At 55.0% G+C, this 18,926-nt stretch carries 20 protein-coding genes; 11 read left to right on the top strand and 9 right to left on the bottom strand.

Features of this window, described 5'->3' with window-relative positions; translation table 11 throughout:
* Positions 1-34 precede the first annotated feature (34 nt).
* Both HUV30_RS15915 and HUV30_RS15910 read right to left on the bottom strand, forming a co-directional pair.
* Positions 35-1,843, bottom strand: a complete 1,809-nt coding sequence (locus HUV30_RS15915) for a putative bifunctional diguanylate cyclase/phosphodiesterase (RefSeq protein ID WP_243452220.1) — start codon at positions 1,841-1,843, stop codon at positions 35-37.
* 397 nt (positions 1,844-2,240) lie between these two features.
* Entirely contained in the window at positions 2,241-2,810 is a 570-nt protein-coding gene (locus tag HUV30_RS15910; protein WP_174406488.1) for a tetratricopeptide repeat protein, read from the bottom strand.
* Positions 2,811-3,314: 504 nt separating this feature from the next.
* Between HUV30_RS15910 and flgB the strand changes: the two genes are divergently transcribed.
* The 9 genes from flgB (at position 3,315) to HUV30_RS15865 (ending at position 11,833) form a co-directional block, all read left to right on the top strand.
* Positions 3,315-3,725 (top strand): flagellar basal body rod protein FlgB, encoded by a 411-nt coding sequence (flgB, locus tag HUV30_RS15905; RefSeq protein WP_174406487.1) that lies wholly within the window; start codon positions 3,315-3,317, stop codon positions 3,723-3,725.
* Positions 3,725-4,162 carry a flagellar basal body rod protein FlgC gene (gene flgC, locus HUV30_RS15900; protein ID WP_174406486.1) on the top strand — a complete coding sequence of 146 codons (438 nt, stop codon included), beginning with the start codon at positions 3,725-3,727 and terminating at the stop codon, positions 4,160-4,162. The genes flgB and flgC overlap by 1 nt, the downstream gene beginning before the upstream one ends.
* A 21-nt stretch (positions 4,163-4,183) precedes the next feature.
* Positions 4,184-4,513, top strand: coding sequence for a flagellar hook-basal body complex protein FliE (fliE, locus tag HUV30_RS15895; protein ID WP_174406485.1), 330 nt, complete (start codon positions 4,184-4,186; stop codon positions 4,511-4,513).
* 80 nt (positions 4,514-4,593) lie between these two features.
* Positions 4,594-6,204 carry a flagellar basal-body MS-ring/collar protein FliF gene (fliF, locus tag HUV30_RS15890; protein WP_174406484.1) on the top strand — a complete coding sequence of 537 codons (1,611 nt, stop codon included), beginning with the start codon at positions 4,594-4,596 and terminating at the stop codon, positions 6,202-6,204.
* The gene (gene fliG / locus HUV30_RS15885; protein ID WP_174406483.1) at positions 6,204-7,205 is read left to right on the top strand and encodes a flagellar motor switch protein FliG; all 1,002 of its coding nucleotides are present in this window, start codon (positions 6,204-6,206) and stop codon (positions 7,203-7,205) included. Before fliF ends, fliG begins: the two co-directional genes overlap by 1 nt.
* Positions 7,192-7,923 carry a FliH/SctL family protein gene (locus HUV30_RS15880; RefSeq protein WP_174406482.1) on the top strand — a complete coding sequence of 244 codons (732 nt, stop codon included), beginning with the start codon at positions 7,192-7,194 and terminating at the stop codon, positions 7,921-7,923. The genes fliG and HUV30_RS15880 overlap by 14 nt, the downstream gene beginning before the upstream one ends.
* Positions 7,920-9,236, top strand: a complete 1,317-nt coding sequence (locus HUV30_RS15875) for a FliI/YscN family ATPase (protein WP_174406481.1) — start codon at positions 7,920-7,922, stop codon at positions 9,234-9,236. Before HUV30_RS15880 ends, HUV30_RS15875 begins: the two co-directional genes overlap by 4 nt.
* Positions 9,237-9,373: 137 nt before the next feature.
* Positions 9,374-10,627, top strand: coding sequence for a PIN-like domain-containing protein (locus tag HUV30_RS15870; protein WP_174406480.1), 1,254 nt, complete (start codon positions 9,374-9,376; stop codon positions 10,625-10,627).
* 192 nt (positions 10,628-10,819) lie between these two features.
* Entirely contained in the window at positions 10,820-11,833 is a 1,014-nt protein-coding gene (locus tag HUV30_RS15865) for an acyltransferase family protein (RefSeq protein WP_174406479.1), read from the top strand.
* A gap of 114 nt (positions 11,834-11,947) precedes the next feature.
* Here HUV30_RS15865 and recR read toward each other — a convergent pair whose 3' ends face one another.
* From recR to HUV30_RS15835, 6 genes are all read right to left on the bottom strand, one after another.
* A complete protein-coding gene (gene recR, locus HUV30_RS15860; RefSeq protein ID WP_174406478.1) occupies positions 11,948-12,553 on the bottom strand; it encodes a recombination mediator RecR in 606 nt (201 codons plus the stop codon).
* A 15-nt stretch (positions 12,554-12,568) separates the two neighbouring features.
* Entirely contained in the window at positions 12,569-12,880 is a 312-nt protein-coding gene (locus tag HUV30_RS15855) for a YbaB/EbfC family nucleoid-associated protein (protein ID WP_174406477.1), read from the bottom strand.
* Between the two features lie 342 nt (positions 12,881-13,222).
* Positions 13,223-13,756 (bottom strand): HPP family protein, encoded by a 534-nt coding sequence (locus HUV30_RS15850; protein ID WP_243452219.1) that lies wholly within the window; start codon positions 13,754-13,756, stop codon positions 13,223-13,225.
* Between the two features lie 93 nt (positions 13,757-13,849).
* A complete protein-coding gene (locus tag HUV30_RS15845; RefSeq protein ID WP_174406476.1) occupies positions 13,850-14,326 on the bottom strand; it encodes a hypothetical protein in 477 nt (158 codons plus the stop codon).
* A 374-nt stretch (positions 14,327-14,700) separates the two neighbouring features.
* Positions 14,701-15,186, bottom strand: a complete 486-nt coding sequence (locus HUV30_RS15840; RefSeq protein ID WP_174406475.1) for a YchJ family protein — start codon at positions 15,184-15,186, stop codon at positions 14,701-14,703.
* Between the two features lie 12 nt (positions 15,187-15,198).
* The gene (locus HUV30_RS15835) at positions 15,199-15,576 is read right to left on the bottom strand and encodes a NifB/NifX family molybdenum-iron cluster-binding protein (protein WP_174406474.1); all 378 of its coding nucleotides are present in this window, start codon (positions 15,574-15,576) and stop codon (positions 15,199-15,201) included.
* A gap of 264 nt (positions 15,577-15,840) precedes the next feature.
* On the opposite strand from HUV30_RS15835, the gene HUV30_RS15830 reads away from it, so the two are divergent.
* Entirely contained in the window at positions 15,841-16,245 is a 405-nt protein-coding gene (locus tag HUV30_RS15830) for a PilZ domain-containing protein (protein ID WP_174406473.1), read from the top strand.
* 299 nt (positions 16,246-16,544) lie between these two features.
* Positions 16,545-16,970 (top strand): alternative ribosome rescue aminoacyl-tRNA hydrolase ArfB, encoded by a 426-nt coding sequence (gene arfB, locus HUV30_RS15825; protein ID WP_174406472.1) that lies wholly within the window; start codon positions 16,545-16,547, stop codon positions 16,968-16,970.
* Positions 16,971-17,216: 246 nt separating this feature from the next.
* Here the strand turns inward: arfB and HUV30_RS15820 are convergent, their stop codons facing one another.
* A complete protein-coding gene (locus tag HUV30_RS15820; protein WP_174406471.1) occupies positions 17,217-18,593 on the bottom strand; it encodes an alginate O-acetyltransferase AlgX-related protein in 1,377 nt (458 codons plus the stop codon).
* Positions 18,594-18,926: the final 333 nt, after the last annotated feature.

The following is an 18,926-nucleotide window of genomic DNA, read 5'->3' as shown; positions in this document are numbered from 1 at the left end:
CATGCCCGTCACTGGCACAGAGGCCGATGAATCATCATGCCACACCCTTGAGAGAATCCGGCGCGGTACCGCCGAAAACCAGCGCAGGCACATCTTCGGCCCGTACCGGACGGGAGAACAGAAAGCCCTGCCCGCCTTCGCAGCGCAGCTCGGAGAGCATGATGCGCTGTTCCTCTTCCTCCACACCTTCGGCCACCACTTCGAGTCCGAGAGAATGCGCCAGAGCCACAACGGCCTGTACAATCTTGAAGTTGCCGGGTTCGCGGCTCATCTTGGAAACGAAGCTGCGGTCCACTTTCAGCGTGTCGATGGGAAAAGCCTGCAGATAGCTCAATGAGGAATAGCCGGTGCCGAAGTCGTCGATACACAGCTTCACCCCGATTTCCTTGAGCCTTCGCAATGCCATGTTGGCAAATTCGGGGTTGCCCATGAGCATGGTTTCCGTCACTTCCAGCCTCAGGCACCGGGCAGGCAGCCCGGTTTCACGCAGCACATCCGCGACCTGATCGACCATGCCGGGCTGGGAAAGCTGTCGCGCGGAAAGGTTGACGTTCACCACCATGTCTTCAAATTCGGGAAATTCGCTGCGCCAGCGGGCCATATCGCGGCAGGCTTCATACAGCACCCACTTGCCGATACTGAGAATCTGCCCTGTGCCTTCCGACACGGGAATGAACTCGGCAGGAGACACCGTTCCCCGCTCGGGATGCCGCCAGCGCACCAGCGCTTCGAATCCGGTGATGGTGCGGCAGCCGATGTTGACGATAGGCTGATAGGTCAGAAAAAATTCGCCCATGTCCAGAGCGCGGTACAGGTCCATCTCGATATGCATGAGGTTCATGGCCCGTTCGAGCATGCCCTCGTTGAAAATCACCATGTTACCCCATCCCTCTTCACGGGCGTGGTGCATGGCGATATGGGCATTGCGGAGTACCTCGTCCGCGGTGGCGTAGCCGGGGTCGCCCATGACGACACCGAAACTCGCGGTAACGCGGACAATGCGCGGCCCGATGGAGATAGGCTCTTCCACGGATTTCATGATGCGGCGTATTATGTGCTGGGCTTCTTCCAGCGTATCCACTTCTTCAAGAAGGATGACAAATTCGTCGCCGCCGATGCGCGAAACCGTATCCATGGCGCGCACCTCGCGCACCATGCGTACTGCTGTCTCACGCAGAATCTGGTCGCCTATGGCGTGACCGAGGGAATCGTTGATGACCTTGAAGCGATCCAGATCGATAAACATGAGCGCAAAGTCGGTTCCCTTCTTGCGCTTGGCTCTTTCAAGGGTACGCCCGAGCCGGTCCATGCACAGGGTCCGGTTGGGCAGGTCTGTCAGCGGATCATGCCATGCCTGATGCTTGAGCTGCATGGCCATGAGCTTGCGCTCGCTTATATCGCGGCAGATGGCACGGTACCCTCTGAATCCGCCGTTCTCATCTTCCACACGGCGGACGAGATACTGAATCCAGCGCTCGCGTCCGTCCGGAGTGCGCAGCCGGAATTCGGCTTCACCCGCACGTGCGCCGCCCTGCATCATTCCCTGCAGCTTGCGCCAGATGGGAATATCCGCCTCGTGCATGATGGCGGAAAAAAAGTCGGGGTTGCGGTAGAAGTGTTCCGCATTGTACCCGCAAACACGTTCGCAGGCATCGGAAACGAATTCCATGCGGCCGTCAGGCCCCTGCCACACTTCCCAGTTGAATAGATGCTCTGCCAGCACGGCAAACCGTTGCTGGCAGTCATACAGCGCGCGGCTATTGTCACCGCGCGCACAAGTTCCTGCAACCGTTTCCCCCGATTCGCAGGTATCTGGGCTCTTGTCAGGTGTCGAACCTGCCATGGCCAGTTCCCTCCTGTTCATTCGTTGGGGAATACACCCATACAGTCTCACCTCAAACTCTCTCGCAAACACCCCGACCACATCGCCGATGCAACGGGCTCACCCCGGACTGTTCCCGCTTCCCTGTAATATATCGGCACAACAATAACAAGCCCATGTTATTTCAATGCGATATGCAGTCATGCATTACAATTCGCAAGTAAGCATTGGTTATTTGAAGTCCAAAGCAGGGCATTGCAGGCGGCAGAACATGCATTAACGATCATATGCAAGACAACAAAACCGCCTGCGGCAGGAATTGCCGCAGGCGGTTCTGAAATAGGGATTTCCCGGCCCGTAAGCGCCAGCGTCAGGGCCGGAAAATCGTATGGGGAGGGGAGATTTTGCCGTCTATGGATTACAGTGCGCCGTTTGCCTTTTCATAAAGCTGACGCGCGCCTTCGTTTTCCGGATCCTTTTCCAGCAGAAGCTCGAGATGTTCCATGGCTTCCGCGTTCTTGCCGAGCCAGATCAGGCAGCCGGCCAGCGAAAAGCGAACGGCGTCCTTGTTGGGATCATGCTCAAGGCTGCCAATAAGCATGGGAACGATGTCAGCCACGCAACCAAGGGCGTAACCTTCCTGAATCATTCCGCTCATGGCGATCATGTTATCCGGATTGTACTCCAATGCACGGACGAAAAATTCCAATGCTTCCTTGTGGTTGCCACGATCCATATGGATCAGGCCCATACCTGCGAGTGCCTTGTCGCTGCTCTCGATGGTGTCAGCCTTCTTGTACAGAACGAGCGCTTCGTCAAGCTTTCCGCGCTGCACGGCAATGGTGGCAAGACCCAGATAGGGGTCAGGGTGCACTCCGTTGGAATTGGCGGCCTTCTTGTAGTATTCTTCCGCCTTTTCCAGCTCACCCATAAACAGGTAGCATTCACCGAGTTCTTTATTGATTTCGTAATCGAGATGGTTGCTCATGGTCCCCTCCATGTAGGACAAAGTTTCCCCTCGCTCCCCCGGTCATTCGGAGACCGGTTTTTTGCGAGCCGGCGCATGCAGGCAAATTTTATCCACTCAACCCTGAAAAACGCCGGTTGCGAAAACATATGCAATGCATGTGCCAAAATGGTTGTGAAAAAGTGTGTCACTCTTGCGGGCGTCTGTACCGTCATACGCATGTCCGGTTTACCATCCATATATAGGCTGCCCGCCGTACGCTACGGGCGCTTATCGGCCAAAGGGCAGAAAACTGCACGGTTGAGCAGGTATTTTTTCCTTTTCGCCTTTCTCTCCGCCGACTCCCTGACGCTGCACCGCTCCGGCTGCACGCCACCAGGGGCACATCTCCCGTTTCACCAAAATTTATCATTATATATCAGCATGTTTCAGCAGTGGAACACCTCTTGCTATTTACCCTGCAGATCAATACGGAAGGGCACCCGACAAGAATGCCCACACTATCGTAACTATGGAGGATACTGCATGAAAAGCCTGTTCAGCTCCCACATGGCCATTACTGAAAAGGTACTGGACATGCAGCTCAAGCGTCAGAATGTCGTCATGAGCAACCTCGCAAACCTGAAAACGCCCGGATACAAAGAGCGCACCCTCGAATTCGAAGAAGATCTGCAAAAGGCGCTCAATCTCGACGCTCAGGGCAAGATGACCCGCACTGCGGGGTCGCATATGCCTGCAGTTTTCAACCCGGACAACTTCGGTCCCGAATGGGACAAGGTATTCAAACCGCGCGTTGTTCACGGTGAAGACCAGGTGGATATCGACAAGGAAATGGCCAAGATGGCCAAGAACAATATGCGCTACAACGCGCTGGCTACCATTTTGAAAGGCAACTTTGAAGGCCTGAACAAAATCATAACGGAAGGGCAGAAGTAATGGACTTCATGACAGCACTCGATATCGGCGCCTCTGCGCTCAGCGCGGAACGGACCCATATGAACATCATATCCATGAACCTTGCCAACGCCAAGACCACCAGAACGGCCGAGGGCGGTCCTTACCGCCGCAAAACGGTGCTCATGGCGGAAACGGAAGTGGATCATCCGTTCAGCAAGCAGATGCAGTCCGCACTGGACAGGGAACTGCGCGGCGTCCGCGTCATGCATGTGGCGCAGGACAAGCGCCCTCTCAAGCAGGTGTATGAACCCGGCCACCCCGACGCAAATGCCGAGGGCTTTGTTTCCTACCCCGACATCAACGTGGTGGAAGAAATGGCCGCACTCATGACCGTGCAGCGTGGCTACGAAGCCAACGTGGCCACCATGGACGCCGTGAAGTCCATGTACAACAAAGCACTCGAACTCGCCAAATAGCAGGGTTGAAGGAGACAAGCCATGAGCATTCAGAACATCGGCATGAAGGCGTATTCCAACGCCATGCACAACTTCAGCAAGGCGCAGCAGGCAACCACCGGTCAGTCTTTCACCCTGCCCGAAGCCCCCAAGGCCTCGCTCGTGGAAACCGTGAAGGATTCCGTCCGCAAGACCAACGACATGCAGGGTGAAAAAGAACGCCAGATCAAGTCGTTCGCTTCCGGCGAAACCCAGAACGTGCATGAGCTGATGGTTACCCTGCAGAAGGCCAGTCTCGCCATGTCCATGACCAGCGCCGTGCGCAACAAGGTGATGGAAGCCTACAAGGAACTCAGCCGCACCGGCTTCTAACCCGCGAGACTGACCAGTCGCCCCAAACGCCATTGACCCGACTGTTGGCGCCCGAACCCGACACCACCACGGAGTAGCACATGTCACCCCTGCTTAATGATGCCGTAGACAAGTCCAAAGCCTTCTGGGGCCAGATCAGCATTTCTCAGCGCGTCTTCATCGGCGGCGTATCGCTGGCCGTTGTGGGCGTGTTCTTCGCTCTCATCTTCTGGATCAACCAGCCGGACTTCAAGGTGCTCTACTCCAACCTCAGCCTCGAGGACGCCAACAGGGTCGTAAAACTGCTGGATGCCGACAAGATTCCCTATCAGCTGCAAAATGACGGCGCCACCATTCTTGTTCCCGCAGACCGTGTCTACGACCAGCGCATCCGTGTGGCCGGCGAAGGCAGTCTTGTGGGCCAGGGCATCGGCTTTGAAATCTTCGACGAAGTAAAGGTCGGCCAGACCGAATTCGTGCAGAAAATCAACTACCAGCGCGCTCTGCAGGGCGAACTTGCCCGTACCATCATGGAATTTCCCGATGTGGAAAGCGCCCGCATCCACCTTGTAGTGCCTCACCGCAGCCTGTTCATTGAAGAAGAGCAGAAGCCATCGGCCTCTGTCGTACTGACGCTGGCTGAAGGCAAGAAGATGGACCAGAAAGACGTTATGGCCATCGTCAATCTTGTGACCATGGCCGTTGAAGGCATGGACAAGAGCCGCATTTCGGTGAACGACACCAAGGGCAACATTCTCTACTACCCCAGCGACGAAGAAACTCTGCAGGGCCTCAGCTCCTCACAGCTGGACAACAAGCTCACCCTGCAGCGCGATATTGAACGCCGCATTCAGGAAATGCTCTACCCTGTCATTGGCCCCGGCAAGGTCATCTCCAAGGTCAACGCCGACCTCGACTTCTCGCAGCGCACCATCCGCAAGGAACTTTTCGACCCTGAAAGCGCAGTTGTCCGCTCCGAACAGCGCAGTGAAGAAAGCACCAGAGGGCAGTCCAACCTTAACGCCGGTTCTCCCGACCCCAACTTCCGCGGCGACGGTCTGACCGGCGGCCTGAGCAGTCAGGATTCCAACCGCGAAACCCGCACCACCAACTTTGAAATCAACAAGGAAGAGCATAATATCGTCGCGCCTGTGGGCGAAATAAGCCGCCTTTCTGTTGCGGTAATCGTCGACGGCACGTATGTAAAAAACCCAGATACCGGCGAATACGTCTTCACCCCCCGCAGTGAGGAAGAACTGGCCCGCATACGCCAGCTTGTCTCCAACGCGGTGGGCTATGACTCCGCACGCGGCGATACCATAGAAGTTTCCAGCATCTCCTTCGGCGGTCCCGATGTGGCGCTTGAACCCAGCCTTACCGACGTGGTCATGGACTACGCGCTGCGCCTCGGCAAGCCCCTGCTTAACGCCCTGCTGGTCTTCCTCTTCCTCGTCATGATCGTGCGGCCGGTCATCATGGCCATGATCCGTCCCAAGGTTCATGCCGGTGACGTGGTTGAAGGTCTGGAAGGTCTGCCCGCAGGCGAAGAACGGCTGGCACTCATTGAAAGCGGCGACGAACTCGACGCCCTTGACGCCATGAAGAAGATTGAAGACATCAAGGCCCATGCAATGCAGCTTGCCGAGCAGAATATGGAACAGGCCGTGAGCATTCTGAAGACATGGCTCAAGCAGCCTGAAGGAGCGAAGTAGTGGCAGAGAAGGTGAGCGGCGCGTCAAAGACCGCCATCCTGTTGCTGGCCATGGGTGACAAGTTCACGTCCGAAGCGTTCAAGCGCATGGACAGAACCGAAATCGCCCAGATTTCCAAGGCCATGGTCGAACTGGAATCCATTCCCAAGGATCTGGTAGAGGACGTGCTGCGTGAATTTCACCACGCCCTCGTGACCGGACAGGAAATGATCTCCGGCGGCGCAGACACTGTTAAGCGCCTGCTCATGAAGAACCTGGACAGCGAAACCGCCAAGTACATCATGGATTCGCTGAATCTGGATTCCGGCCCTGCTCCCTTCCGCGAACTGGAAAACGTAAGCCCGCGCATTCTCTCTCAGATTCTGCGAAACGAACACCCGCAGACGCTGGCACTCATTCTTGGTCACCTGCATCCCGACCAGGCAGCCGAACTGCTCACCAACCTGCCCGCAGGCGTACGCCCCGAAATTCTCATGCGTCTTGCCAAGCTGGAAGCCGTACCCGAAGACATGCTCATGGAAGTGGACAAGGTTCTCCAGAGCCAGCTCATCGCCATGGGCGGCAAGGAAGGCAAGAAGGTGGGCGGTGTCAGCGCCGTTGCCGAAATCCTCAACGCCGTGGACCGCGCCACCGAAGAAGAGGTTCTCTCCGAGATCGAAGAAGAATCCGCACAGATGGCCGAAGATATCCGCAACCTCATGTTCGTGTTCGAAGACGTTACCGGACTGGACGACCGCGCTGTACGCGAACTGCTGAAGGAAATCTCCAACGAGGACATGACCATGGCCCTGCGTGGCGCCTCGGACGAACTGAAGGAACGCTTCTTCAAGAACATGTCCGAACGCGCAGCCACCATGATCCGTGAAGACCTCGAAATCATGGGACCCACGCGCCTCGCCGATGTGGAAGGCGCCCAGCAGAACGTGGTCAAGGTCGTGCGCAGGCTCGAAGTGGAAGGCCGCATAGTCATCGGCCGCGGAGGTGGAGATGTCTTCATCTGATGCACCCTCGGAAGCATCCAAGTGGGGTACCATCTTCATGGGGCCCGCCCGCACCGACGAGCGCTCGCTCAATCAGGTGGAGGGCTCACGCTCCATGCAGTGGGACGCAGCCACAGAGGCCAGTTATATGGAGCGCGTGTGCGCCCGTGCCGCCCAGCGCGCATCCGATATTCTGGCGCAGGCCCAGCTGGATGCCGAACAGCTCAGGCAGCAGGCCATGCAGGACGGCTATAACGCCGGTTTGCAACAGGCACAGCATGAGCTGGAAGAGTTTCAGCAGACCATGAGCGACTCCGTGTCCGGCGTGCTTGGTGCCATTCAGGGCCAGTGCTCGGGCATCTTCTACCGCTGGCGTCAAGATCTTGTCACCCTGCTGCGCGTTGCCGTGCAGCGTGCCGTGGGGCTGGAAATTTCGCAAAACCGCGCGGCCATCCTCGAAACCCTGCTTGTAAAAGCCGTGGAAACACTCGACAGCCAACGCAAGCTCGTGGTGCGCGTGAATCCCGAGGACGAAGCCGCCGTGAAAGATATTCTGGTGACCACGCAGCAGCGCCATTCCGGGCTTGAAGTGTGGTCCGTCAAGGGCGATCCCTCCATCAATCCCGGCGGACTGGTGGTGGAAAGTGTCGACGGCATGGTGGATAACACCATAGAAAGCCGCTACGCGCTGGTGGATCAGATTCTTGAGCAGCTGGAACTGCCCGGAGACGGCATATGATCGCCCCCCGTGGTGCGCTGGAGATGCTGCAAAGCCTGAGACCGGCGCAGGCCTACGGCAAGGTCAACAAGGTTGTGGGTCTTGTGGCGGAAGGATGCGGCATGAAGGCGCCCCTCGGCTCCGTATGCCAGATCATCCCCAACGACGAAAGCGAACCCGTTCCTGCCGAAGTTGTGGGATTCCGCGACGGCAACCTGCTCTTCATGCCCTATGGCGACATGCGCGGCATAAGCCCCGGTTCGCTCATCCGCAACTCCAGCCTGCCTCCCGTATTTCCTGTCGGTAACGGCCTGCTCGGCAAGGCGTTTGATGCCTTTGGTGCCGAACTCAAGGCCGGTGCCTCCATGCCCATTGCCACAGGCGGCTATAATCCGCTGTATACCGACCCGCCAAACCCGCTGCTGCGTCCCCGCATTGACGAGCCGCTGGATGTGGGTGTGCGCGCCATCAACAGCCTGCTCACCCTCGGCAAAGGCCAGCGCGTGGGCATTATGGCCGGTTCCGGCGTGGGCAAGTCCACCCTCATGGGCATGATGGCCCGCTACACCAAGGCGGATGTAAACGTCATCGGCCTTGTGGGCGAACGTGGCCGCGAGGTGGTGGAATTCATGGAGAAGGACCTTGGTCCTGAAGGCATGTCCCGCTCCGTGCTTATTATCGCCACATCCGACCAGTCTCCGCTGGTGCGTATGCGCGCCGCCTATGCAGCCACCGCTGTGGCCGAATTTTTCCGCGATCAGGGTAAGGACGTGCTCCTGATGATGGACTCCGTCACCCGCTTTGCCATGGCAGCCCGCGAAATCGGCCTTGCCGTAGGCGAGCCCCCCACCACAAAGGGCTACACGCCCACCGTATTCGCACAGCTGCCCAAACTGCTGGAGCGCGCAGGCCGGAGCGAAAAAGGCACCATTACCGGCATTTATACCGTGCTTGTGGACGGCGACGACTTCAACGAACCCATTGCGGACGCTGTGCGTTCCATTCTGGACGGCCATATCGTGCTTACCCGCGACCTTGCCGACCAGGGGCATTATCCTTCCATAGACGTGCTCAGGTCCATCTCGCGTCTGCGCAGCGACATCTGCTCGCCTGAAGTGATGCAGGCAGGTCGCGTGCTCACCAAGCACCTTGCCACGTTCAAACGTGTGGAAGACATGATCAACATCGGTGCCTACGCGCAGGGTTCCAACCCCGACATAGACAAAGCCATCCACATGGTACCGCAGATCAACCAGTTTCTGCAGCAGGCCGTTAGCGAGCCCTGCCCCCTTGAACTGAGCTTTGAGCAGATGCAGCAGCTGGCGGGCTTGTAATTTTTCGACTGGAACGCAACAAAAAAGGGAGCATCCTCATGGATGCTCCCTTTTTCATTACTAACACTGGGTCATCATTGACAAAACAAATCGTCCAATGCAATGATCTATTCAAATATAGAATTGTGAGGTCATGTATGAAAAATGTTATGCGAGCATTCTATAGCGATGTTGATCGAGCCAAAGAAGTTTGGGAAAGCCCGAATACTTTATTCATATTTGATACAAACATACTACGCAAGCTATATAGCTATGCAGAACAAACTAGAGAAGACTTTTTCGCTCTTTTAGAAGCGGTATCCGATAAAATATGGATTCCATACCATGTTGCACTCGAGTTCCAACGAGGACGATTGAGTGCAATCAAAGAAGAGAAGGCAATTTTTAGACATATAAATAAAAGTCTGGATGATATAGAAACAATTTTTAAAAAAGATATTGCCAAACTTGATTTGACAACACGACTCCCAAAACTTGCACGCAATACAGATACACTTTACAAAGACATCACAAAACTAATTACAAACTACAAAAAATCAGTTGACTATTGGGATAAAAAACAAATATGCGTACGAAGCCATGACTCAATAAGAGATAAAATCGATATCCTTTTCGAAAACAAAGTTGGACAGCCTCCTGAATCACAGGATTGGCTCAATGATATTTATTCTGAAGGTAAAAACCGCTTTGAAAATAAAACACCACCCGGATTTAAGGATGCAAACAAAGAAAATTCAAAGGAACCATACTTTGAATTTTCAAATTTGAAATATGAACGTCAATACTCTGATTTAGTCATATGGAAGCAAATAATAAACCATGCAAAAAACGAAAACATAGAAAATGTAATATTTGTTACAAATGATTTGAAAGAAGATTGGTGGTACACCATTGATTCGGGTGGAGAAAAGCGCATAGGGCACGACGCTCGGCTAAAAGAAGAAATCTGCAAAGAGTCTGATGTTAAATATTTTCAAATATATGATATGATTGATTTTTTTAAAAACGCGGAACAATTTCTTGACATCAAAATTAATGAAGAATCAATCCAAGAAGCAAAACAATTACAAAACACAATCATCAGCAAAGAAATAACAAAGGAAGAATACCCTTTTTACGCTTTTTCGAAGTCACTTCATAAATCGTTGATACACTCATTATTCAATGATGATACAAACAAATCACACAACATGAACATTATCAATGAAATAAGTGGATTATCAAAACACTACATCAACGAACCATTGAAACATAACACAACAAAAATACATCTATCTCCAAACTACATATCTAAATTATATACAAACGGTTTAATCTCTGCCGATGAGTACATCGAAATAATGCTAAAGTATAAATTTGAAACAATAGAAGATGACGATCTAAAAGATTGATTTAAAAAAATGAAGAAAGGGAGCACTCTCACAGATGCTCCCTTTCTTCATTTCATGCGCCTGCACGTAACGCCAAGGCATGGCCAAGAGTCCGCTCTCCTCCTTTTCACCATGGAGAATTGCACTCTTCTGCCAATTTGTGCACAAACGTTTGATCTGTAGGTGTGCTTCATTTCGGAGGAGTAACCGATCATGATCTTCAGCCAACGAGACTCGGGAATCGCTAAAGGGTTTGCCATTGTCATGATGATGGCGCACCACGCCTTCGCTTTTCCGGACCGCATTCCTGCGTCATTGCGGCATATTCCAACCCTGCCGGGGATAGACGGAGAAGCTATGCTGGGGACGTTGGGCAAAATTTGTGTATGCCTGTTCATCTTCATCAGCGGTTACGGACTCCATCGATCATCACTTCGAAACAAGATACACCCGTTGTCCCGTATTTCCGCATTTTGCAAGGTTTACTTGTTCTACTTCATCGTCACCGTTAGCATCGGCATATTGTTCTTTCCAAACGTCACCATGCCGGACGGCACCGCGCGATACACGACGGACATCACTACCTTGCTTCTCAATATATTCAACATTATAACAACGTACAATGAAGAATGGTGGTTTGTCCGCGTCTACTGCGTGATGGTTCTTTTGTTTCCACTTGTGCGCAAGTATCTTGACCAACCCGCCATACTCATTGCAGGCAGCCTTCTCACCTATGCCTCGTTACAGCTACTGCCCACAACGCAGTTCACAAACTATTTCAAACAAATCTCCTATTATCAGGTCCCATTTGTGACCGGCATGCTGTTTTCCAGCATGAAGCTATACGAACGCGTCACCTATCGATGTATTGAATCTCCTTTGTTATGGGGTGCACTGCTGGTTACTCTCCTGCTTACATTCAGGCTGGTAGTGTATGAACGCTACCTCCATCCCCTCTACTTTTTCGTCACCACCCCCCTATTCGTAATAGGTGCGTCCCGGGCCTTGCGAATTAGCGAGCTGCTCACCCGACTATTTGAAATACTTGGCAAATACAGCTTCCCTATGTGGCTTGTGCACTCATATTTTTGCTACTATTTCCTCCAGCCCTTAACTTACGCTCCGCGCTACGGCATAGCCATTCTGCTCAACCTGTCTCTTCTCACCTTCGCCACTTGCTTTGTGCTGGAAAAAATTCGCATGGCATTACCTGCGCCGCTACGATAACGCCAAGAATGTAGAAAGGTGCTCGCGAGCAGCAAAAAAGGGAGCACCCTCATGGATGCTCCCTTTCTTCATTTCATGCGCCTGCACGCTGCCTGAGCGTGCCTGAAACCGCTGCTACAGTTCCTGCCGATAGTTCAGCGACTGCCGCAGGGTCTCCTTATCCACGAATTTCACCTCAGAGCCGAGCGGAATGCCCTGCGCAAGGCGGGTTACACGGATATGCGGAAAACGCGAGGCCACAAGCTGCTTCACGTAGGTGGCGGTGTTCTCCGCCTCCATGGTGGTGCCCAACGCGAAGATGAGTTCATTGATCTCGCCTTCCGCAAGCCGGTGCTGCAGCCTGTTCAATTCAAGATGTTCGGGCGTCACGTTATCCAGCGGAGCAATAAGCCCGCCGAGAATCATGTACTGACCGCGGTAGAACCCGCCATCTTCCATCGCAAGCAGCGAATCCCATTCCGAGACGAGACACAGGGTCTCACGGCTGCGTGAGCCGTCCGTACAGATGGTGCACGGGTCGGTATCGGTCAGTGAGCCGCACCGCGAGCACAGATGCAGATTGTCGCGCAGGTCGTGGATGGCCTTGCCGAGGCTGCGGGTGTTGTTCTCGGGCCATTTCAGCAGCGTCATTGCAAGACGCAGTGCCGATTTGGGTCCGAGGCCGGGCAGCCGCGACAACTGCTCCACCAGCACCTTGAGCGGTTCGGGGAGTCGTTGCACAGCCTTAATACCGTCCTAGATCAGACCGGGAACACGAAGGCCGCCGGTAATGGCGCTCATTTCCTTCTCAACCATGGCCTTGGTCTGGCGCACGGCTTCGTTCACGGCGGTCATCACCAGATCCTGCAGCATGTCCACGTCGTTGGGGTCAACAACGGAAGGATCAATCTTGATGGAAGTTATTTCCTGCTTGCCGGTGCAGGTCACGGTAACCATGCCGCCGCCGCTGGTAACTTCGAGGGAACGGTTGCCCAGATCATCCTGCAGGGCGGTCATCTTTCTCTGCATAAGCTGCGCCTGACGCAGCATGTCATTCATTCCGCGCATATACTGCTCCTTTGCCGCGCCATAAGGCGGCTTGCGGGGTGTGCGTGTCGATTGCGGAAGCCGAGCCTCCGGCAAGCTTAGTAATCCGAATTGCGATATGATTCAAATGCAAAAACGGAAGCCCCGATGCGGGGACCGTTCAGCCCGCCAGCCGGCACGGTACCGAACACCTGAAACCATCGTACCATCGGGATCAGCCAGCATGGCTACGATAGCCTTCGCACGGGCAGGCCGGTCTTGCAAGCAGGTACGCAGAAACAGTCCGCAACGGCATGCCGGAATTCGCCCCGCGGACCTTCGCCTTCGGCAACAGGGGAGGCGCATGCCCGCCACGCACGCAACTCAGTTCCAGTACTGCGGATAGCGCCTTGAATGGGGAATATTGTTCACCAGCAGAGCCACCGCAAGCAGGATGAGTGCGCCGCTCAATGCGGGAATGAACGCATAACCGTAGCCGAGAGAATGGATTTTCTGGCTGCCGATGACTGCAATGAGCGCGGTGGCCCCTCCGGGGGGATGCAGGGTGGCTGTCAGATGCATAACGAAAATGGCCGTGGCAACGGCCAGCGCGCAGGCCATCCACAGCACCGGAATATGCTGCGCCATGAAAACACCCACAATGGCGGAAAGAACATGCCCGCCAACAAGGTTGCGCGGCTGCGAGAGCGGGGCATTGGGCACCCCGTAGAGCAGCACGGCCGATGCGCCGAAAGAGCCGATGAGCATGACGGCATCTGCCTCTGCCAGCAGATTGAAATGCAGATAGCTCACCGCGCCGATGCCGAGCAGGGCGCCCACAAAGGACCATACCGCCTCTGAAAAACTGATGCAGCAGGGGTTGCACCCGCAACCGCACATCTTTCTGAAATATCGCACGAAGCAAGGCTCCTTGTCTGAAGAGATAAGAAGGGAGCCTATCGCCACAGGCGGCAAAAGGATGTGACCCAGGTCACGCGGATATGCGCAATATTACTTCTTGAATCCCGGCAGCAGCAGGGGGCGGGGAGAGGAGCGACGGTTCTTCACGCGCCGCCATGTTTCCGGCGTACAGCCGAAACGGAACGACCACAGGGCGCAGTCTTCACGCGCGGCACAGGCACGTACCTCTGCGCGCAGATTGGCGCAGCAGGCCATGCAGAAGCGGCGGACAGTGCGGATGGGAGGGCAGGGGGCCTGCTCGGCCAATTCGGCATGTTCTGTCTGTCCTTCCTGTTCTATCTGCTCGGACTGCTCAATCTGGCCAGCCTTTCCGGCGAGGTCGGACTGTTCGATCTGTCCAGCCTGTCCAGCCCGTTCAGGCGGTGCAGGCCGTTCTATTTGTTCGCCGGAGCGATACAGGTGCAGCGCACAGCCCGTGTCTTCACAGGCCGCAACCTGCCGTGAAGAACCGCCCTGACACGCCATGCAGAAGCGGCGTATTGCCTTGAGTGTGGAACCTTTCGTCATGATCGTTGCTGTATCCGAACTGCGGACTTCTGTCACCTGATGCATGGGGAACCATGCCTTGAACTCTGCGCCTGTTATCTGGAACAGGCCTTGCCGGAAAACGCAACAAACGTGGGGCAACGCGAAATACGGTGCATCTGTCACCGCATCGCGCGTTGCCCCACGTTTTGTTTTTTCTCATGCTGCCCGTGACTCCTGAGCCGGTGCGGGATCACGCCGGTATAGTCACGGGATGCCAGAGAGTGAAGGCTCTCCGGCCAGTGAACACGTCTTGGCAAATCTGAACAGATCAGAACATATCGGGTCAGGTTCCGGACTAGGTCCGGTTCAGGTCTGGTTCAGACCAGCTGCAGACATGGCAGCGCCGCAGGCTGCTAGCCGCAGCACTTCTTGAACTTCTTGCCGGACCCGCAGGGGCAGGGCTCGTTGCGGCCTACCTTGGGGGCCTCGCGGCGAACGGTCTCGTGGCCGCGCACTTTGCCGTCCACATAGAACCAGTAGTCGCCTTCCTTGCGGAATTCTGCCAGTTCGTTCAGCTGCTGGGGTACGCCTGCAAGATCATAACGCGCCACGAATTCCACTTCGCCCACGGTGTCGCCTTCGGCACCGGCGGAGGTGGAGAGAATCTCCAGTCCCTTCCACTCAATCTTGGAGGACCACTGTTCAATATCATCCACAGTGTCCTGCCCGCGCACGGAGGGGTGCATGGAGGTGTTCAGGTATTCGTAAACGCCGAGAACGTGCGCAGTGTAGCGCGAACGCATCAGGGCTTCCGCAGAGGGGGCGGGCTTTCCGTCATGAATGATGGGGCCGCAGCAGTTTTCCAGAGTAAGGCCGGAGCCGCAAGGGCAAGTGCTCATTCGAGTATCCTATTAGTGGTTTCCGCAGCCTCCGTGACCGTCATGGTCATGGTGCGCGGTGCAGATCGTGTTGCTGGACTGCAGGTTTCCGGCGAGCCACTGGTCGGCAACGGTTCTTACTGAGCCGCTTGCACCGCGGATAACGGAAATGCCTGCTTCCTCAAGCTTGTTAACAGCGCCCTGTCCCATGTTGCCGGCAAGCAGTACCTTCACGCCCATTTCCGCAAGGGTGGACACGATGTTGGACTTGCAGCCGCAACCGGGAGGCGGCGTGAGAAGATCTTCTTTCACGATTTTTCTGGTTTCGTCCAGCGTGAGAATGGTGAAGGCTTCGCAATGACCGAAGTGTTCGTCCAGAAAACCCTGACGGGAAGGAATGGCAATCTTCATGATGATTCTCCATGATATGTTGAAATGAACCTTCGAGATATAGTACCTCGGAAAGATAAGTCAATGGTCACTTACATCATGGGTGACGCTTCGAATGAATACCCCGTAACTTCCGTAATTGCGGGAGCTTTTGATATATTCAGCTATTCGGTTGTCAGAGCCGGAAAACAAATGATAGGTTACGCCAAACACGAGTATCCATCAATTGCCTCTGTCATTCTCCCCCTTTGGGACAGGGGCCGAACATCAGGTTCAGGAGAGAACATGACGCGCTTAACAACCGATGAACGTCGCGAATTTGTCCGCCTTCCCAAGCCGTTTTCCGTTCAAGCGTTTGAATTCAAGTTCCCCATGGCATCCCAGCCGCGCGTTGAAACAACGTGCGTGGATATAAGCACCGGTGGCCTTTGCCTCGAATCTCCCTTCCGTTTCGATCAGGGTTCCAAGGTACAGGTGCGGGTGCATATTCCCACTCTCAATAAATATTCCTGCGGATTCTTCAAGCACCACGAAAATGATATTGACCAATACCTCAACGCCATTGCCGAAGTGGCGTGGGTGGAAAATTCCTATGGCAAATATCTTGTGGGCATCCGTTTTCTCGACATAGACTGGGATACCCAGAATGCCCTGAAGTGCCTCATAGACAAGGCCATGCAGGAAAACTGAGCCGTCCTGATCCGCCCCAGCACAGCGGTTAGCCACTGCAGGGCGGCCTAACTGAGAAAGGCGCTTCATAAAACGGCTTGGCGGACAAACTGCATTGCGGGCAGCACGGCCCTGTAGCCGATTCACCCGCGACGCTGTTTTTCCGCAGAGCTTTTGGGCCGCACGGCAACACAGACAGCCCATGCGCTGTGTCCGCCGGAGCAGCAAGCTCGACTATTGCTTGCCGCCGGAAGCCTGAACAGGTAACAGGCTCCAAGCCCTTTTCCGCATATATCCAACGCCAGAAGCAGGTTACTATCATGGCTCTCATCACCGTCCAGCCGGACCTTGCCATTCCCGAAGAGGAATTCACCTACACGGCCTCACGGTCCTCCGGTCCCGGCGGGCAGCATGTAAACACCACCAGTTCGCGCATTACCTTACGGTTTGACGTGCAGAATTCGCCCTCGCTCACCGAGTGGCAGCGCGGCAAGATTCTCGAAAAGCTGGCGGGATACATAGACAGGGAGGGCGTACTTGCCATTTCGTGCGAAACGCAACGCAGTCAGCATGCAAACCGCAAGGAAGCGGTGGACAGGTTCATTCAGCTTGTACAGCGCGCCTTGAAAAAACGCCCGCCTCGTAAACCCACACGGCCCACGCTTGGCTCCAAGAACCGCAGGATAACCGCAAAAAAACAGCGGGGCGGCGTAAAGCAGATGCGCGGCAAGGTGCACGACGAGTAGGGCAGAGAACTTTCCTCTCCGAAACAGACGAGGGGTACCGCAGGGTTCGGTGACATGGTCACCAAATCGTGCGGTACCCCTCGTTCATTTTCCGTGTGTGCTCCGATTTTGCTGCACAGAAACCGGCGTTGTCCGGCTCCCGCCAAGGCTATGCCTGTGCAGTTCCAGACTGCTTTCCGCTTACAGGCGGAATCTTTCCGGACAGTTATCAGATCGGCATCAGACCGGTATCGGGCTGCTATCAGACTACTGGGTAGCCTTTGCTTCTTCGGGCTTCTGCGCTCCGGCAGCGGGTTGTGCATCCTGCCCGCCGGAAGGGGCCGGAGAAGCACTCTGCGTGTTCCCCACATCGCTCTGCGTCGCGTTCTGAGTCGCATTCTGGCTCACGTTCTGAACCGCCCCTTGAACATCATTCTGACCATTGCTTAAAGGCTGCCCGAACTCCTCCGGCTTCTGCAATGCCGCAATAGTGTGTGCGGCCACAGTCACGCCGTTACGGTTCCAGTGGGTGTCATCCGGCCACCAGAGCAGGTCGCGGCTCTTCTCCCACGTATTGCGGGCCTCTGCCTGCAAAGGTTCCGTCAGGTTGTAGCAGGGTATCTTTGCTGCATCGCAGGCAGCCTTGAGGAAATCCCAGTCCGCAGAGGGCAGGGTGGAAGCATCGGCCGTTTCCAGCAGAGGAGCATATACGCGGTATTTGGTGGGTATGAAAAATATCCCGTCCACGCTGTCTTTCAGCGAGGCAATCAGCACGGGGAACACCTCTCCCGCAGCGCATTGGGGTTTTCTGGTTTCGCTGATGTTTGCCTGACTGAAGGCAATGCGGATATTTTCCAGCGGCAGCGTGCTCACGGCCGATGCTGATTCAGCCGCGCGCAACGATTCAAGCTGCATGATGCAGAACTTGGCCATGGCGGTGGTTTCCATCAGCCGCACATAGCGGTGCAGCAACGGCCGCAGCGTTTTACTGTAGTGGCCGAAATCTTCACCTTCAGACAAAAAGAGGTACACCGGTCCCTTGTGATCGTTGGCAAACGCCTGAATGCGTGTGGCATAGGCATACAAGTCGCCGGGAGCGCCAAGGGAATAGGCAGACATGCCAAATTCCTCACCCAGCACCGATGCCAACGTGTCACTCTGGGTGTTGCCGCTGCCCTGAATAAATGCTCCGCCGACCAGCACGGTATCGTCCGGCCGCAGAGGAGAGCTGTTACGGAAGCCCAGAGCATCAGTACGGAACGCAATCTCGCGGGGCATACGCGGCACCAGCGGATCGGAGGTTATTACGCCGAGATCGCCGGAAGCCTGCGTCATGGCAATATCCACATCCGCCTTGTACATGCGGGTATCAAGCACCATGTCATAGGCTGCGAGAATGCGGTCAGGACTGTTGCCCTGCTTGCCGAGCAATCCAAACCCGACCACTGCCCCCCATATCAGCAAGGTAGCCACAAAAAAGGACCCCAACGCGCTGAAGGCGGCCCGCTTCGGCACAAAGAGAAGTACCATGAAGGCAATGCCCAGCATATAGGCAAGACCGTTTGCGGATGTAAGACCGTACAGGGCCACACTCTGCACAAGCATGAGCGCCGCCACCAAAGCCATGATAATACGAATGAACATGCGGTTCCGTACCTGAAGGTCATGACGAAAGACGCGAACGGCAGGCTATGCGCACCAAATGCGTTTGCCGGTCTGCGTTTTCACCAGGTTCATGGGGTAATCCGGTTTTCCTCGCGGAACGCCGGATACGTTCATACCATCCTTTGCTTGTATTATGCCTGTAGAAAAGCGTCAAACTTGCTGTTTGGTGAATCAGGTTATTCACCTTGCAAAAACGCCCTCCCCATAACTGTGCGTTGGTAATGGAAATCTAGAATTTTTCAAAAGAGAGTGGATTTTTACCTCTGGTTCAGATAAGAACACTTCCTAGTTAATTACAGTACCCACAAAATA

The sequence above is a fragment of the Desulfovibrio subterraneus genome (assembly GCF_013340285.1).
In the GTDB taxonomy this organism is placed as follows: domain Bacteria; phylum Desulfobacterota; class Desulfovibrionia; order Desulfovibrionales; family Desulfovibrionaceae; genus Halodesulfovibrio; species Halodesulfovibrio subterraneus.
The sequence above is the reverse complement of the archived record's forward strand: the minus strand, read 5'-3'. Positions and strand labels throughout refer to the sequence as shown.

Excerpts from the sequence above, each read along its gene's own strand:
- HUV30_RS15865 (WP_174406479.1), top strand. The coding sequence starts at position 10,820 with ATGATCTTCAGCCAACGAGACTCGGGAATCGCTAAAGGGTTTGCCATT.
- arfB (WP_174406472.1), top strand. The coding sequence starts at position 16,545 with ATGGCTCTCATCACCGTCCAGCCGGACCTTGCCATTCCCGAAGAGGAA.
- flgB (WP_174406487.1), top strand. The coding sequence starts at position 3,315 with ATGAAAAGCCTGTTCAGCTCCCACATGGCCATTACTGAAAAGGTACTG.
- HUV30_RS15875 (WP_174406481.1), top strand. The coding sequence starts at position 7,920 with ATGATCGCCCCCCGTGGTGCGCTGGAGATGCTGCAAAGCCTGAGACCG.
- HUV30_RS15830 (WP_174406473.1), top strand. The coding sequence starts at position 15,841 with ATGACGCGCTTAACAACCGATGAACGTCGCGAATTTGTCCGCCTTCCC.
- fliE (WP_174406485.1), top strand. The coding sequence starts at position 4,184 with ATGAGCATTCAGAACATCGGCATGAAGGCGTATTCCAACGCCATGCAC.
- HUV30_RS15820 (WP_174406471.1), bottom strand. The coding sequence starts at position 18,593 with ATGTTCATTCGTATTATCATGGCTTTGGTGGCGGCGCTCATGCTTGTG.
- HUV30_RS15845 (WP_174406476.1), bottom strand. The coding sequence starts at position 14,326 with ATGACGAAAGGTTCCACACTCAAGGCAATACGCCGCTTCTGCATGGCG.
- HUV30_RS15835 (WP_174406474.1), bottom strand. The coding sequence starts at position 15,576 with ATGAAGATTGCCATTCCTTCCCGTCAGGGTTTTCTGGACGAACACTTC.
- HUV30_RS15880 (WP_174406482.1), top strand. The coding sequence starts at position 7,192 with ATGTCTTCATCTGATGCACCCTCGGAAGCATCCAAGTGGGGTACCATC.
- HUV30_RS15915 (WP_243452220.1), bottom strand. The coding sequence starts at position 1,843 with ATGGCAGGTTCGACACCTGACAAGAGCCCAGATACCTGCGAATCGGGG.
- HUV30_RS15855 (WP_174406477.1), bottom strand. The coding sequence starts at position 12,880 with ATGCGCGGAATGAATGACATGCTGCGTCAGGCGCAGCTTATGCAGAGA.
- HUV30_RS15840 (WP_174406475.1), bottom strand. The coding sequence starts at position 15,186 with ATGAGCACTTGCCCTTGCGGCTCCGGCCTTACTCTGGAAAACTGCTGC.
- HUV30_RS15870 (WP_174406480.1), top strand. The coding sequence starts at position 9,374 with ATGAAAAATGTTATGCGAGCATTCTATAGCGATGTTGATCGAGCCAAA.
- fliF (WP_174406484.1), top strand. The coding sequence starts at position 4,594 with ATGTCACCCCTGCTTAATGATGCCGTAGACAAGTCCAAAGCCTTCTGG.
- HUV30_RS15910 (WP_174406488.1), bottom strand. The coding sequence starts at position 2,810 with ATGAGCAACCATCTCGATTACGAAATCAATAAAGAACTCGGTGAATGC.
- flgC (WP_174406486.1), top strand. The coding sequence starts at position 3,725 with ATGGACTTCATGACAGCACTCGATATCGGCGCCTCTGCGCTCAGCGCG.